Annotated in this window: 13 protein-coding genes and 1 pseudogene; 9 read left to right on the forward strand and 5 right to left on the reverse strand. The window is 66.0% G+C overall.

Annotation, left to right across the window (positions count from 1 at the left end):
• Positions 1 to 73: 73 nt before the first annotated feature.
• The gene (locus ACWEKS_RS30275) at positions 74 to 556 is read right to left on the reverse strand and encodes a pyridoxamine 5'-phosphate oxidase family protein (RefSeq protein WP_452343271.1); all 483 of its coding nucleotides are present in this window, start codon (positions 554 to 556) and stop codon (positions 74 to 76) included.
• Positions 557 to 773: 217 nt separating this feature from the next.
• On the opposite strand from ACWEKS_RS30275, the gene ACWEKS_RS30280 reads away from it, so the two are divergent.
• From ACWEKS_RS30280 to ACWEKS_RS30310, 7 genes are all read left to right on the forward strand, one after another.
• Complete coding sequence (locus ACWEKS_RS30280; protein WP_452343244.1) at positions 774 to 1,652, forward strand: DUF302 domain-containing protein; 879 nt, start codon at positions 774 to 776, stop codon at positions 1,650 to 1,652.
• Positions 1,653 to 1,737: 85 nt separating this feature from the next.
• Positions 1,738 to 3,453 (forward strand): sensor histidine kinase, encoded by a 1,716-nt coding sequence (locus ACWEKS_RS30285; RefSeq protein WP_452343245.1) that lies wholly within the window; start codon positions 1,738 to 1,740, stop codon positions 3,451 to 3,453.
• Positions 3,454 to 3,589: 136 nt separating this feature from the next.
• Positions 3,590 to 4,294: a hypothetical protein gene (locus ACWEKS_RS30290; RefSeq protein WP_452343246.1), complete on the forward strand. Its 705-nt coding sequence runs from the start codon at positions 3,590 to 3,592 to the stop codon at positions 4,292 to 4,294.
• A 190-nt stretch (positions 4,295 to 4,484) separates the two neighbouring features.
• Positions 4,485 to 4,880, forward strand: coding sequence for a carboxymuconolactone decarboxylase family protein (locus tag ACWEKS_RS30295; protein WP_364611923.1), 396 nt, complete (start codon positions 4,485 to 4,487; stop codon positions 4,878 to 4,880).
• Positions 4,881 to 4,900: 20 nt separating this feature from the next.
• On the forward strand, positions 4,901 to 5,062 hold the full coding sequence (locus ACWEKS_RS30300; protein WP_379445727.1) for a hypothetical protein: 162 nt from the start codon (positions 4,901 to 4,903) through the stop codon (positions 5,060 to 5,062).
• Positions 5,063 to 5,129: 67 nt separating this feature from the next.
• The gene (locus ACWEKS_RS30305) at positions 5,130 to 5,603 is read left to right on the forward strand and encodes a MarR family winged helix-turn-helix transcriptional regulator (protein WP_452343247.1); all 474 of its coding nucleotides are present in this window, start codon (positions 5,130 to 5,132) and stop codon (positions 5,601 to 5,603) included.
• 40 nt (positions 5,604 to 5,643) lie between these two features.
• Positions 5,644 to 6,306, forward strand: coding sequence for an SDR family NAD(P)-dependent oxidoreductase (locus tag ACWEKS_RS30310; RefSeq protein ID WP_452343248.1), 663 nt, complete (start codon positions 5,644 to 5,646; stop codon positions 6,304 to 6,306).
• 343 nt (positions 6,307 to 6,649) lie between these two features.
• On the opposite strand, the gene ACWEKS_RS30315 is transcribed toward ACWEKS_RS30310, so the two are convergent.
• From ACWEKS_RS30315 to ACWEKS_RS30330, 4 genes and pseudogenes are all read right to left on the reverse strand, one after another.
• Positions 6,650 to 9,157: a sulfatase-like hydrolase/transferase gene (locus ACWEKS_RS30315; protein ID WP_452343249.1), complete on the reverse strand. Its 2,508-nt coding sequence runs from the start codon at positions 9,155 to 9,157 to the stop codon at positions 6,650 to 6,652.
• Positions 9,158 to 9,312: 155 nt separating this feature from the next.
• Positions 9,313 to 10,224, reverse strand: coding sequence for a formylglycine-generating enzyme family protein (locus tag ACWEKS_RS30320; RefSeq protein ID WP_452343250.1), 912 nt, complete (start codon positions 10,222 to 10,224; stop codon positions 9,313 to 9,315).
• Between the two features lie 914 nt (positions 10,225 to 11,138).
• Positions 11,139 to 11,324 (reverse strand): annotated as a pseudogene (locus ACWEKS_RS30325) (Rieske 2Fe-2S domain-containing protein); the annotation flags it as partial.
• Positions 11,325 to 11,390: 66 nt separating this feature from the next.
• On the reverse strand, positions 11,391 to 12,386 hold the full coding sequence (locus ACWEKS_RS30330) for an alpha/beta hydrolase (protein WP_452343251.1): 996 nt from the start codon (positions 12,384 to 12,386) through the stop codon (positions 11,391 to 11,393).
• A 95-nt stretch (positions 12,387 to 12,481) separates the two neighbouring features.
• On the opposite strand from ACWEKS_RS30330, the gene ACWEKS_RS30335 reads away from it, so the two are divergent.
• Positions 12,482 to 13,072, forward strand: a complete 591-nt coding sequence (locus tag ACWEKS_RS30335) for a TetR/AcrR family transcriptional regulator (protein ID WP_452343252.1) — start codon at positions 12,482 to 12,484, stop codon at positions 13,070 to 13,072.
• Between the two features lie 159 nt (positions 13,073 to 13,231).
• Positions 13,232 to 14,584 carry a cytochrome P450 gene (locus ACWEKS_RS30340; RefSeq protein WP_379395934.1) on the forward strand — a complete coding sequence of 451 codons (1,353 nt, stop codon included), beginning with the start codon at positions 13,232 to 13,234 and terminating at the stop codon, positions 14,582 to 14,584.
• Positions 14,585 to 14,599: the final 15 nt, after the last annotated feature.

Raw genomic sequence — 14,599 nt, forward strand, 5'->3', positions numbered from 1 at the left:
TCGGGTCGGACGGCGTCGTCGGATCGGCACATCATCCGAGACGCGGCAGCGTGGATGGTAGCCGGAGCGCCGCTCACCGGAGCGGCTCGGCCCCGATCGATTCCCGCTCGACCAACCGGATACCGGTGACCAGCGTCGGCTCGATGACCACGATGGTGTCCATGATCCCGTCCACCCACGGCCGTACCAGCGCATCGTATCGGGCCACCAGGTCCGGGGCCGTGATGGTCCGCGCGAGGCCGGTCACCACGACCGACCAGCCCAATCGGGTCACCCGATCGATATCGTCGGCCTCGTAGGCGACCACCACATCGGAGTCGGCCCGCACGGTGGAGGTCAGCCGCGACGTCAGCCGGGTTCGCACGATGAGGGTCTCTCCGTCGACGATGTGATTCACGGGCCGGATCGCCGGCAACGCGTCACGGGTGAACACCACCCGGCCGAACGGGACACTGGCCAGCAGGCGCATCGACTCATCCCGGGAGAGGTCCACCACGCTGCGTGTGGCCTCCTCGGCCATGCTCCGCGTAGCCTCCTCGGCCCGGAAACGGTTCATGCCGTCATCTCCCGTCATGGTTCATCGATTCGATGGGCATTCGATCTCCATAGGACCATTGAATGCTCCTGCCCGGCAGGGCCTAAGGTCCTCGATGACCGTCCTGACTTCCGAGTGGCACTGCGTTTCTGCCTCAGGCGCGGGGACATTCGCCTCTGTGGCGGACGCGGGCCCGAGTCGGACTCTGAAGAAACACCCGTCGAACAGGAGGCACGTGATGAACTATCGAATCGGTCTGTGCGAGACGGCGCCGCAGACCGTCGTGCAGATCCCCCTCGAGATCCCGCCCGATCGACTCAGCGACGCCATCGTCGCCGGCGTCGAGCGCATGGCGGAAGTGGCCGACCGTGCCGGTCTGACAGCCTCCGGCGCACCCACCATTACGTTTCATCACCAGTCGCCTGCCGGGGATTCCATCAAGGTCGATTTCGGACTACCCATCGAACCCGCGCCCAATCTCGGGCCCGCGTCCGGGGCGCAGCTGGCGGTGCTGCCGTCGACACTGGTCGCACGCACCTGCCACCGCGGTGGCTACGGCGGATTGGACGCCGCCTACCGCGCGCTGGCCGACTGGGTGCGGGAGTCGGGCTGCACACCGATCGGGCCACCGACCGAGGCATATCTGATCGGCCCGGACGAGGTCAGCGATCCGCGGCAGTTGATCACCGAAATCCGGGTCCCGGTCGCACCCGCACCGGCGATTGCTGTACACCTCGACGGCAACCTCACCGATGCCGCCGTTCGGACGCGAGAAGCGTTGCACCGGCAGGGCTTCGGAGTCGTCGCCGAGATCGACATGCAGGCGATGCTGCGGGAGAAGACCGGTGAGCACATCGGGGCATACCTGATTCTCGAGGTGTGCCATCCGCGGCTTGCCGCGCGAGCGCTGGAGGTCGACCAGCGTGCCGGTCTGCTGCTGCCCAGCCGGATCGTGCTGCGCGAGGACGAGACCGGGGTGCTGATCGAAGCAGCCGATCCCGAGGTTCAGGTAGGTACGCTTGCGCAACCCGCGCTCAACGGTATTGCCGCCGAAGCACACCGGGCTCTCGGTGCGGCGCTCGCCGCGCTGCACCACCCGGCCGCGGTAGCCGGGTGAGTTGATCCGGCTCCGGCGCAGCGCCAATACACTGTGAGCGAGCGAGAGCTCGGATTCGCCCGCAACAGCCCCAGGATGCCTTCAGATGACTTCCCCCTCCGATGCCGAGCACTCGGTGCGAAGCACATTGTCGCAGTTGCGACTGCGTGAACTGCTGACCGAGGTCAAGGATCGGGTCGATCAGATCATCGACGCGCGCGACCGGATGGACGGACTCGTCGAGGCCATGCTGTCGGTGACCGCCGGGCTGGATCTGGACCAGACCCTGCGCACCATCGTGCGCACCGCCATCAGCCTTGTCGACGCCCGCTACGGCGCACTCGGCGTGCGCGGCCTGGACGCGAACCTCATCCAGTTCGTGCACGAGGGCATCGATGACGACACCGCTGATGCCATCGGCGACCTCCCGGCCGGGCGCGGTGTGCTGGGGGTGCTGTTCCATCAGCCTGAGCCGATCCGGCTCGACGACATCGCCGGTCATCCTGCGTCGGTGGGGTTTCCGGCCAATCACCCGCCCATGCACACCTTCCTCGGGGTGCCGGTGCGGATCCGGGACGAGATTTTCGGCAATCTGTATCTGACCGAGAAGAAGAACGGGATGCCGTTCAACGAGGACGACGAGGTGATCGTCCAGGCACTGGCCGCGGCGGCCGGAATCGCCATCGACAATGCGCGGCTGTACGAGTCGGCCCGCGCCCGTCAGGCATGGATCGAGGCCACCCGCGACACCGCCACCGCGTTCCTCGCCGGGACCGCCGCCGACGAGGTGCTCGCGCACGTGGTCGAGCATGTCCGGACGCTGACCCAGGCCGAACGCGCGTTCCTGGCGATCGAGGACGATCCGGATATTCCGGCAGAGGACACATGGGAGCTGCGGATCGCACGCTGGGCTGGGCCCGGCGCCGGGCCCAGCAGCCTGGTCGTCCGGACCACCGGCACCGCGATCGGACGGGCGATCACCGAGGGCACGCCGCTGAGCTTCGACGACGCAAGCGATATCGATCTGGGCAAACCGATCGCCGATCCCGGCCCGACGCTGATTCTCCCGCTGCACGCCCAGGGCGCCACCTTCGGCGTGCTGGTGATCGTCCGACCGATCTCCGCTCCCCCGTTCTCGGCCGAAACTCTGGAATTGGCAACGGCCTTCACCGAGCAGGCGGCGCTGGCCATCCAGCTGGCCGAGGCCCAGCAGCGAGTGCGCGAACTCGACATCCTCAGCGACCGCGACCGCATCGCGCGCGACCTGCACGACCACGTGATCCAGCGTCTGTTCGCCGCGGGCCTGAGCCTGCAGGGCACCATCGCCCGTACCCGCGCCCCCGAGATCCGACAGCGCCTGTCGGATGTGGTCAGCGACCTCCAGGACGTGGTGCAGGAGATCCGTACCTCGATCTTCGACCTGCACGGCGCCAATGCCCAATCTCCGGGCCTGCGTCAACGGCTCGAACAGGTGATCGCCCAGCACACCGCCGACATCGACCTGCGTACCTCCCTGCGCACCTCCGGCCCCCTCTCCGTCGTCACCCCCGTCCTGGCCGACCACGCCGAAGCCGTTGTCCGAGAAGCGGTTTCCAACGCCATCCGCCACGCCAACGCCCGCTCCCTCGCCGTCACCCTCGACGTGGCCGACGACCTCACCATCACCGTCTCCGACGACGGCACCGGCATCCCCGACAACATCACCCCCAGCGGCCTCTCCAACCTCGCCCGCAGAGCCCAGGAACTGGGCGGCACCTTCACCATCCTCCCCAACCCGGACGACACCGGCACCCGCCTCCGCTGGTCGGCCCCGCTCCAATGACCGGCCGCCTCGGAACCCATCGGTCCGAGGCTTCCTCGGGCGTAACGGTCTTCTGGTCGGCCATTCTCTGCTAAGACCTGTGGATCGTCGGTGAAAGGTGAATATGTTGTCTCGCTCTGTCATTCGGGTTCGGTCGATGTCGTTCGCGGTGGCTGCGGTGGCGGTTGTCGTGATGGCGCCGGGGGCCGCCGCGCTGCCGACCGGATCGTCCGATCTGCCGACCGGGACGTCCCAGAGTTCAACGGGGACGCCGCCGGCGGCGGGGACGAGCGTCTCGACGGCGTACGGGTCGATCGGGGTGTGGATGTTGCAGTCGAACGGCGATGTGGCGGACTGGCTGGGGCAGCAGTATCAGGGCAAGTCGTTGTTCGAGCCCATCGATGTGCTACTGGTCGATCGGACCTCCACCACGGCCGATGCCGCGACTTCGAAGCTGACGAGCCAGCTTTCGGCGGCGGGGTTCCCAGTGCGGTGGCTGCACAGTACGGGATATCAGGGGCGCATCAATGGTCAGCTTTATGCGCAGCAGCCGCCGGACGGCAGTGATTCGGCCTTCTCCGACGCGATCGCGATCGAAACCAACGACCACGGCAGGGTTTTCGGCCCGGCCCCGCTGCCCGGCGGCGGATTCGTGTGGTCTGCGGCCTTCAGTCGCGAGAAGTTCGAAGTGGTCACCCATACCTACGTGTCCTTCACGCAGGCCCGCGACAATGTCCGCACCGCGGTGCTCGCCAAGGGCGGAACCGATCTCGGGACGGTGCCGCTGGGTAACACGTACAACACCGCCACCGCCTCCACCGGCGATCACGACGGCAACGCCGTGGTCCTCGGGTTGAACTGACTGTCGGCCCCCGGATTCGGAGGCCCCGAGCCGGGCGAGTCGGGTCACCTCGCTCGGGACGGCCGGTGTGAGGCATATCGCGGCAGATACCCCTGGGGGTATGCTAACTTGGGTTCATACCCCATGGGGTATCTGCGACGCGGCTGATCGGACGATGCCGCGCCTCGCCGAAGCAACCGAAGGAGTAGCCATGTCCGCACCGACCGACGTCGCCCACGCCTCGCCGCACGGCAAGGCCGTCCTCAACGAACTGTCCCCTCTCCATCGGGAGCTGCGACGCGCGATTCCCGAGGTGTACAAGGGTTTCGGCGAGCTCAGCAAGGCGGCGTTCGCGCCGGGCGCGCTGGATCGCAAGACCAAGGAGCTGATCGCGCTGGCGATCGGGGTGGTCGAGGGCTGCGACGGCTGCATCGCCTCGCACGGCCAGGCCGCGGCGCGCGCCGGTGCGACCAGGCAGGAGGCCGCCGAGGCCATCGGCGTCACCTTCCTCATGCACGGCGGCCCCGCCACCATCCACGGCGCCCGCGCCTACGAGGCGTTCTGCGAATTCGCCGACGCCATCGAATCCGGCGAATCCCCCGCCTGACCACCCCGGAGAAACCACCCATGTGCCATCCCGCCCGATGCCGGACCTGCGGCAAGACCACCTGGTCCGGCTGCGGCGCCCACGTCGCCCAGGTCCGCGCCGCCGTCCCGGCCGACCAGTGGTGCCCGGGCCATCAGGACACCGCCCGTGACAGCTGGATCCGGCGAATCCTCACCCGCTGACCAGTAACTTCAACTTTGTAGTGAAAGCCACTTCCAAATGCTTCAAGTTTGAAGCTATGGTGGGGTCGTGGGAGAGCAGAGCGAACCGCATTGGCTGGATGCCGACGAGCAGCAGATCTGGCATGCCTTCGCGTATCTGCTGATCCGGCTGCCCGCCGCACTGGACACCCAGATCCAGCGAGACGCCGATATCAGCCATTTCGACTACCTGGTGCTGTCGGCACTGTCCTCGGATCCCGGGGGCGCGCTGCGGATTAGCAGGCTCTCGCATTTCACGGGCGGTTCGCTGTCGCGGCTGTCCAATGTGGTCGCCAAGCTGGAGAGGCGCGGCTGGGTGCGGCGTGAACCGGATCCGGGCGACGGGCGCGCCACGCGCGCGGTCCTCACCCGGGACGGGTGGGCCAAGGTGGCCGCCAGCGCGCCCGCTCATGTCGAGGAGGTGCGCCGCCTCGTCTTCGATGCTCTGACCAAGCCTCAGCAGCGGCAGCTCGGCGTGATCTCCGAACGCGTCCTGGCCGCCATCGACCCCGAGCGTCCCTGACTCGGCGGCCGTTCCTGTCAGATCATCGAGGAGTATCCGCATGCCCACCATCGCCATCGTCGGAGCCGGACCCGGCCTCGGACTGTCCATCGCGAAAGTCTTCGGCAGCAAAGGATTCGGCGTCGCACTGATGGCCCGCAACCGGGACTCGCTCGACGGCTTGGTCCGCGAGCTGGCCGAATCCGGTATCACCGCCGCCGGATTCGCCGCCGACACCGGCGATCACACCGGTCTCACCGCCGCATTGACCTACGCCGCAGCACATTTCGGCGCGATCGACGTCCTGGAGTTCTCCCCGCACGCCGGCCTGGTCCTGGTCGAACCCAAGGATGTCACCATCGACAACCTCCGACTCCAGATCGACCAGTACCTCTACGGCGCGGTCGCCGCCACGCAGGCGGTACTGCCCGCCATGCAGGCCGCAGGCGCCGGCACACTGCTGTTCACCACCGGCGGCGGCGCGATCTCCCCGTACCCCCAACTGGCCACCCTGAACATCGCCCAGGCAGGACTCCGCAACTGGGCACTCAACCTCCACAACACACTCGCGGGCACCGGCATCTACGCCGCCACCATCGCCATCAATCTCAAGATCGCGGCGACCGCGCCCGACGGCATCCCCCACCTCGCCCCCGACGAAATCGCCAAGTCCTACTGGACCCTCTACACCGAACGCGAACGGTCCGAACTCGTCATCGCCTGACTACGTCCCCGGACCGTCGGCTTCCGCCACAGGGTCGCGTCCGCCCGCCCGATCCTGATGGTAGGTAGGCGGGAAGCGCTGGGCGGTACCGCGATTCGGCCCGTGCGCCGGTCCGTCGCAGGCACGCTGTAATCCTGTTGCGGGGCACTATGTCTGGTGAGCGTTCGGGTGGCCATCCTCTGTAGTTTGTCGACCACGGCAGGGTCGACCTCGGCCAGGGAGCGGTCAGGGCCCGCCGCCCACGACAGGAAGGCGTTCATCCACGATCCGGAGGTCGAGATCGGTGACGAAGTCGCGGTCGCCCTTGGAATGAACCTGCACCGTTATCGCAACACTCTCGGTACTAGTTTCCTTCCAGTACAGCCTCGGCTTCCTTTTGAAGGTCGTTGAAGGATTCCTTGCCGATGTCGACGGTGACGTCCCGGATGGTTCCTCCGACAAAGGCGGCTGGGCTCTGGTATTGCGGAGATACCGTGTCGCCACTGTTGTAGCCGACGCTGAGTCCCCCGGCGAGGCCGAATCTGGCGGGTTGGGCGCGCATCGGACCCTTGCCGACGGGTTGGCCGTCGATGTACAAGGTCGTGGTGCCTTCGGATTCGCCATGCTTCCCGGTCTTCTCGCGACTGAATTCCATGCCGAGAGTGTGTTTTCCCGGGGTGATCAGTGCCGAGGCGACGAAGTCCTGTTCGGGTTGGATGCCGAGGAAGTTGTAGACGTAGTGCAGCCTGCCGTCCTTGATGAACAGGGAATGCCCACCGAAGCGGGAGCCGTGGGCGAAGATGACGCCTCGGGCTTCGGAGGTGAGATCGACGTTGGCGACGATCTTGTAGGACCTCCCGCAGACATTGACGGCGGCGCCGTCCGGGACCGGCGAGGTGCCCGGGTAATAGACGTAGCGGTCGCGGGGTGGTTCGGCCTTCGGTCGTTCGAGGCCGAGTTGTTCGACGGCGGAACGATCGTCGAGGGGGAGGACGTAGTTGTCCTTGGCTTCCTCGTTCCAGGCGTTGATCAGTTCTTTGAGCTTGCCGGGGTACTGGCCGGCGAGATCCTTGGATTCGGAGCGGTCCTCGTCGACATGGTAGAGCTCCCATTTATCCTGGTCGAAGTGGCCCTTGTTGCTGAGTGCGGCGTGCAGCGAGGCGGCTTTCCATCCGTTCTCCCAGATGCCGCGGGTGCCCAGCATTGCGTAGTACTGGCGTTTCTTTGTCGTGGGTGCGTCGGCGTTGTCGAAGCTGTAGCGCATCGACACACCATTGATGGGGTATTGCTTCACCCCGCGGAACTCATCGGGCATCTGAATGCCAGCGATCTCGAGAATGGTCGGCACGATGTCGGTGCAATGGTGGTATTGATGCCGGATCTGCCCTTTGGCCTTGATTCCTTTGGGCCAGTGGATCACCATCGGGTCGCAGGTGCCGCCGGAGTACTGCGAGTAACGTTTGAACATCTGGAACGGGGTGGAGAATGCCGCAGCCCAGCCGGTCGGATAATGATTGTAGGTGTCGGGGCTGCCGAGCCGGTCCAGATATCGCATGTTTTCGGCGGGATCGTCGGGATAGCCGTTGAAGAATTTGTTCTCGTTGACCGACCCGTTCGGCGAACCTTCACCGGAAGCTCCATTGTCGGCGCAGTAGAAGATGACAGTGTTGTCGAGCTGGCCGGTCTGTTCCAGATAGTCGACGATTCGCCCGATCTGGACGTCGGTGTACTCGGAGAATCCAGCGAAAACCTCGGCCATCCGCGAGAACAATCGTTTCTCGTCGGGATTCAGCGAATCCCAGGGGCGTACCGAGTCCGCTGGGTTTGCAACATCTTTGGGTAGCGGGTTGATCGGCGTGAGGGCGGTGCCCTTCGGCATGATGCCCTTGTCGATCATGCGCGCGAGTACCCATTCTCGGTACGCCTCGTAACCGTCGTCGAACTGGCCTTTATATTTGTCGGCGTATTCGGCCGGGCTGTGGTGCGGGGCGTGACTGGCACCGGGGCAGAACCACATGTACCAGGGTTTGGACGGATTGCTCGACCGCTGGTCGCGCAGCATCTTCAGAGCGTTGTCTGCCAGGTCCTTCGACAAGTGATAGCCCTGTTCTGGGCTATAGGGCGTCTCGATGAACCGGTTGTCCTCCACCAGGTTCGGGTACCAGTTGCTGGTTTCACCGCCGAGGAATCCGTAGAAGCGGTCGAAACCTTTCTGCAACGGCCATTCCGACTTGGTGCCTCCGCTGGATATGTCGCTTTCGGGTACGTTGTGGTTCTTGCCGAGCCAGAACGTACTGTAGCCGTTTTCCTGGAGCACCTCTGCGACTGTCGCACATTGTGCGGGCAAGCGACCGGCCGCGCCAGGAAAACCGTTGGTGCCCTCGACGATCGATGCGAATCTGTTGACATGATGGTTGCGGCCGGTCAAGAAGCAGGATCGGGTAGGCGAGCACAGGGCCGTGGTATGCCACTGGGTGTAGGTCAGTCCATCGTTGGCGAGGCGTTGCAATACCGGCATATTGATCCGGCCGCCATACGGTGACCAGGTCGCCAACCCTACGTCGTCGAACAGCACCACCAGGACATTCGGGGCGCCGACGGGCGCCTTCTTGATCTCGTACGGGGTCCAGTCCGGCTTGGAGTCGCGCGCGTCGAGTTCGACCTTGCCGTGAAATCCATCATCGATCCCGGTTCCGTAATCGGGTGGAGTGTCATTCTTGGAGTTTTCGGACGCGACGATCAGCGGGATGGCTGCGGCAGTTGCCCCTGCCGCGGCGAAACCGCCCAGAATCGAACGCCTGGAGAGTCTTTTGCGGGAAGGTAGAGGGGTGGAATTGGATTCGGGCGAGGACTGCTCGTTGGACCGTTCCATAACTGAGAGAAGAACCTTTCGGTATCAATCCTGCGGAAAACCATTGCGTCAAGCGGATCAAAGGGTTTGAACCGGAGCCAGAAACTGAAGAGCGGCCGGCCGATATCGCTATGACGGTTACCCGTCGCTGCGGCCGTGGTACCGGATCACCGCGGTCATATGGGCAAGGCGCAACGGAACCCGAGGTGACATGTCGCCGTGTCCTCGGTCTGGCCTTGGCGCGCTGCGGGCCGGTACCGCAAGCAGTAGTTCGGTGCACACAGATACGAACCGCCCTTGACAACCCGCCGTCGGAACCGCTCACCGGCCTCCGGTTCGGGTGGCGCGTCAGCACCGGTGGCGCCGCCTCCCGGGGCGCAGCACGAGCCCGTCGGAGCACGGTGTTCGGGGCGGAAGTAGTCGGTAGTCCACTCCCAGACGTTGCCCGACACATCGAACAGTCCGTACCCGTTCGGCGGGTAGGTCCCGACCTTGGTCGTGCCCGGCTGCGCCGCCTGGCCTTTGCCCGGCAAGAACTCCCACGGAAAGCGGCCCATCCACGTGTTGGCCATCCGCCGCCCTCGCGGGGCGAACTCCTCACCCCACGGGAAAGTCGTAGCGTCCAATCCGCCGCGGGCTGCGAATTCCCACTGGGCCTCGCTCGGCAGCGCCTTGCCCGCCCACTCGGCATAGGCGACAGCATCGGCGTAGGCGACATGGGTCACGGGGTGGTGGGTGCGCCCATCCAGAGTCGTGCCCGGCCCGCCCGGATGCCGCCAGCTTGCGCCCGGCACCCACGACCACCACTGCCGCCAATCATCCAGTGGGACTGGTCCGCCCGGCGAACGGAACACCAATGCGCCCGGTACGAGATCCGCAGGATCGGCACCAGGGAAGTCCGTCGGATCAAGTTCCCGCTCGGCCACCGTCAGATATCCCGTCTCACGTACAAACCGGTGAAATGCCGCGTTCGTGACCGGGTGGATGTCGATCCAGAACGGCTTCACCACAACCTCACGCACCGGCTGTTCCTCGGGAAAGAAATCCAGCGAACCCATTGCGAACCTGCCGCCCGGGATCCACGTCATACCTCTAGGCGCACCCGCTGCCGCATCACCTGACATCGCCCGAGCCTCCCGTTGAATCGATCAGAACCTCGTGCATCCTCGGACAGGGTTGAGGCAATCTACTGCGGTCATCTGGCTCGGTTGGCGACCCGCGAAGGCAGTCTTCGTCGAGTCCGTCATCGTTCGAGAGGCTGCGGCATCGTCCGAACAACCGGGAGAGCCCGCGGCCCTGATCGCCCCATCCGATGAGGGTGGGCCGTCGATGTCCGGCAACGGCTGAAAGCAGTTCGGACCGCCAATCCAGCCTGATGCTCATCACTGTGGGGCCAAGGCGATCTTGCGGCCAGCAGCGTGCACCGATTCGACCGAGCCAGCCGGGGCCGCTTCGGCTGATGTCCCACCGGGCTAGGTTCACCTCGCGGGTGGCGCACCGGAGGGCGAGTCCGCTGCCGCTGCCGGTGATGGTCGCAACACGGCCCGACAGGTCGGTTCTGAACGAGGAAGCGCGTGTTGGCACAGCCACGAAGCTAGGTGTGCCACGATGCAGAGCGCTCGTCGTCGAGAGCCAAGCTTGGTGCCACTCCTTGTTGCGCCACGACAAACATGGGTAGATTCGGCGGCCGTGCAGACGGAGTGACCGCCGGATTTGACGGTGAACGCCGAGCGCCCATGGCGGACGGTTCGACGAGCATGACCGTCGGGCCTTGTTGAAAAGGGGCCTGATCTCGACGGTCCAGCGGCGGTGTCGATCTGGCTGTACGCCACGTCGCGGTGCGCCAGTTCGAATTTGGAGACAATCTGCTCGAAAACGTCTATCGGCGAACTGATTCCGGCTTAAGCCCCATCGCCCCTGGCTCCGGCGCCCACCAGAACGCGTTGATCACCGGATCAGCGCGGCCCCACGGATCCAGGAAGAACGGTCTTCCGTCCATCGCGCCGTTGTGCCGCCCGAGATGCGCGCAGTAGGCGTCCATCACGGTCACCGCGCCCGCCGCGGAACGCCAGGCGATCAGATCGCGGCCGAAGTAGGTCATCCGGTGCACGTCCCCCACGGCGATCTCGGGCGACCAGGCCACTTGGAACCGTCCCGTCGGTTTCATCGATAGCGGCGGCTTGACCATGCCTGCTGCCCTCCCACTGCGCACAGAGAGTCGTGTATTCGTTTATCCGGAAGGGGCGGGATGCCCTCAGGCCCGGTCCCGGTCCGCTCCGGGTTGTGGTGCGACGTAGGTGTCCAGCGCATGTCGCAGCCACCGTTCCCGCGATCGAAACGCCCGGCGGCTCACCTCGGCGCGGGGAACGAGCCGGTCGAAGCCGTGCCAGCAGCCGGGATGGACCTCGAATTCCACCGGCACGCCGCAGGATCGCAGGTCATTCACGTAGGCGATCGTCTCGTCCCGGAACGGCTCGAGGCCCCCGACATAGGTGAAGGTCGGCGGCAGACCTCGCAGATCACCGGCCCGCGCGGGCGCCGCGTACACCGGAACCCGCTGCGTCCCATGCAGATCCCGCAGATACAGCTTCCACGCCGAGGCCAGCGTGACCGAATCGAGCAGGGGCGCGTCGTTGTCACGAGCCGATTCGGTGGACTGCCGGTCATCGAGCATCGGATAGATCGGCATCTGGAAGGCGATGTTCACCTCGCCCCGATCCCGCGCCAGCAGGGTGAGCGCGGCGGTCAGTCCCCCGCCCGCGCTCTCCCCCGCGACCGCCAGCTGATCCTCGCGGATGCCGAGCCGAATCGCATTGTCGCGCATCCAGATCAAGGCGGTGTAGCAGTCGTCGAGGGCCGCGGGATACGGGTGGGCGACGCTGAGCCGATAGTCGGGCGCGACCACCACGCATCCGGTCCGCTCGGCCAAACGCCGGTAGATCCGCATGTCCTGTTCCGGTCGCCCGAGGAAGTATCCGCCCCCGTGCAGCCAGAGCAGTCCGGCGGCGGCGGTGGTGGGCGCCGGCGGCGAATAGACGACCACGCGCAGCCGCGTTCCGTCGCCGCGATCGATTCCGAACTCCTCGACCCGCAGAGTCTTCGGGCGGCGGGCCCGCGCGAGCCACAGCAGCCCGCCGACCAGAGCCCCGGCGACGCGAAGCCGCCTCTCACTGTGCCGAGACCCCATGCGCCGCAACCACACACCGGTCGCACGCAGCTGACCGTCCATCATCGCGTCGGTGATCTGCATGCCGGCCCTTTCCCAGGTCCAGCGACGTTATCACAGACCTGGAAGCTGATACAGACAGTAGTCCAGACTTCATGGTGCCAGTATCATCCAGACACATGTCCGAACTCGCATCCACCGGTTTCGAGGCAACCCGGCGGCGACTCACCGAGAAGCAGGCCGACACCGTCGACCGCCTCACCACGGCGGCAGTCGAGGTGTTGTCCAGGGAAGGCTTCTCCGGCACGACGATTCGGCTGGTCGCCGCGGCCGCGGGAGTCGGCACCGCCACCGCCTACACCTACTTCTCGTCCAAGGAGCACCTGATCTCGGAGGTGTTCTGGCGGCGACTGGTCGCGGCCCCGAAACTGGACACCGGCACCGGGGACCCGGCCACCCGGGTGGTCGCCGTGTTGCGTCAGGTATCCCTGCTCGTGGCCAATGACCCGGCTCTCGCCGGTGCGGTCAGCAACGCACTGCTGGGCGACGATCCCGATGTCCGGCATCTGCGGGTGCGCATCGGCCGGGAGATTCGCGGCCGACTCGCCGAGGCATTGGGATCCGATGACCCAGAACGGGTTTCGATGCTGGAGCTGCTCTATGCGGGCGCGCTGCTGCAGGCCGGGATGGGCCTGCTCTCCTACGAGCAGGTCGCCGACCGGCTGGAACGGTCCGCGCGCCGACTGCTGGCAGATCCCTCGGCCGAGTGATCGACGGGCATCGAACACAGGCCTGCATAGCACGCGGCCGCCGATCCGATTCACCGTCCGAAACCGGCCGCGGACCTTGTCGCGCGCCGCCGACCATAGTACCGTCCAGACACGTGTCCATCACATGTCTGGACAAGATTATTCGTGGAGGGATTTCCAATGACGCTGGTCAAGCCGCAGCGAGTGTCCGGGGGCGCGGATGAGCACGGACACCTGGAGGAGTTCCGCACCGATCCCATCGCGCTGATGCGGCGGGTGCGCGCCGAATGCGGCGATGTCGGGGCCTTCGAGCTCGCGGGGCGCGATGTGATCCTGCTGTCGGGCGCCGAGGCCAACGAGTTCTTCTTCCGCGCCAGCGACGAGGACCTCGATCAAGGTGCGGCCTACCCGTTCATGAAGCCGATCTTCGGCGAAGGCGTGGTCTTCGACGCGCCGCCCGAACGCCGCAAGGAGATGCTGCACAATCAGGCGCTGCGTGCCGACCACATGCGCGGGCACGCGGCCACCATTGCCCGCGAGGTGGATCGCATGCTGGCCCGCTGGACCGACGAGGGCGAGATCGATCTGCTCGAATTCTTCGCCGAGCTGACCATTTACACGTCCTCGGCCTGCCTGATCGGCCCCAAGTTCCGGGAGCAGCTGGACTCCCGGTTCGCGCATCTCTATCACGAACTCGAGCAGGGCACCGACGCACTGGCCTACGTCGACCCCTACGCGCCGATCGAGAGCTTCCGCCGCCGCGACGAGGCCCGCGCCGCACTGGTCGAGCTCGTACAGGCGATCATGGATCAGCGCGAGGCGAATCCGCCGACCGGCAAGGACGATCGCGACATGCTCGACGTCCTGATCTCGGTGAAGGACGAGCACGGCGTGCCGCGTTTCTCGGCCAGCGAGATCACCGGCATCTTCATCTCCATGATGTTCGCCGGGCACCACACCACCTCCGGCACCGCGGCCTGGACCATCATCGAGCTGCTGCGCCATCCGGACACGCTGGCCACGGTGGTGACCGAGCTCGACGAGCTGTACGCCGACGGCGCGGAGGTCAGTCACCATGCGCTGCGCCAGATTCCGAATCTGGAGGCCGCGCTCAAGGAGGCGCTGCGCCTGCACCCGCCGCTGATCATCCTCATGCGTATCGCCCGGGCCCGGTTCGAGGTGTGCGGGCATCGGATCGAGGCGGGCGACATGGTGGCCGCAACGCCCGCCATCTCCAACCGGATACCGGAGGACTTCCCGGACCCCGACACCTTCGACCCGGGCCGCTATCTGGATCCGCGGCAGGAGGATCTGGTCAATCGCTGGACCTGGATCCCCTTCGGTGCGGGCCGCCACCGCTGTGTGGGCGCACCGTTCGCGCTCATGCAGCTCAAGGCGATCTTCTCGATCCTGTTGCGGGACTGGGAATTCGAGCTGGCCCAGCCGTCGGAGACCTATCGCAACGACCACTCCAAGATGGTGGTGCAGTTGCAGCAGCCGTGCCGCGTCCGCTACCGGCGCCGCCGTCGCTGAGTCCGTCCCGGTCCA

The organism is Nocardia sp. NPDC004711 (assembly GCF_053601595.1).

Bases quoted from the DNA above. Each gene is read 5' to 3' on its own strand.
- ACWEKS_RS30275 (WP_452343271.1), bottom strand. From the start codon at position 556: ATGAACCGTTTCCGGGCCGAGGAGGCTACGCGGAGCATGGCCGAGGAG.
- ACWEKS_RS30280 (WP_452343244.1), top strand. From the start codon at position 774: ATGAACTATCGAATCGGTCTGTGCGAGACGGCGCCGCAGACCGTCGTG.
- ACWEKS_RS30285 (WP_452343245.1), top strand. From the start codon at position 1,738: ATGACTTCCCCCTCCGATGCCGAGCACTCGGTGCGAAGCACATTGTCG.
- ACWEKS_RS30290 (WP_452343246.1), top strand. From the start codon at position 3,590: ATGTCGTTCGCGGTGGCTGCGGTGGCGGTTGTCGTGATGGCGCCGGGG.
- ACWEKS_RS30295 (WP_364611923.1), top strand. From the start codon at position 4,485: ATGTCCGCACCGACCGACGTCGCCCACGCCTCGCCGCACGGCAAGGCC.
- ACWEKS_RS30300 (WP_379445727.1), top strand. From the start codon at position 4,901: ATGTGCCATCCCGCCCGATGCCGGACCTGCGGCAAGACCACCTGGTCC.
- ACWEKS_RS30310 (WP_452343248.1), top strand. From the start codon at position 5,644: ATGCCCACCATCGCCATCGTCGGAGCCGGACCCGGCCTCGGACTGTCC.
- ACWEKS_RS30315 (WP_452343249.1), bottom strand. From the start codon at position 9,157: ATGGAACGGTCCAACGAGCAGTCCTCGCCCGAATCCAATTCCACCCCT.
- ACWEKS_RS30320 (WP_452343250.1), bottom strand. From the start codon at position 10,224: ATGACGTGGATCCCGGGCGGCAGGTTCGCAATGGGTTCGCTGGATTTC.
- ACWEKS_RS30330 (WP_452343251.1), bottom strand. From the start codon at position 12,386: ATGCAGATCACCGACGCGATGATGGACGGTCAGCTGCGTGCGACCGGT.
- ACWEKS_RS30335 (WP_452343252.1), top strand. From the start codon at position 12,482: ATGTCCGAACTCGCATCCACCGGTTTCGAGGCAACCCGGCGGCGACTC.
- ACWEKS_RS30340 (WP_379395934.1), top strand. From the start codon at position 13,232: ATGACGCTGGTCAAGCCGCAGCGAGTGTCCGGGGGCGCGGATGAGCAC.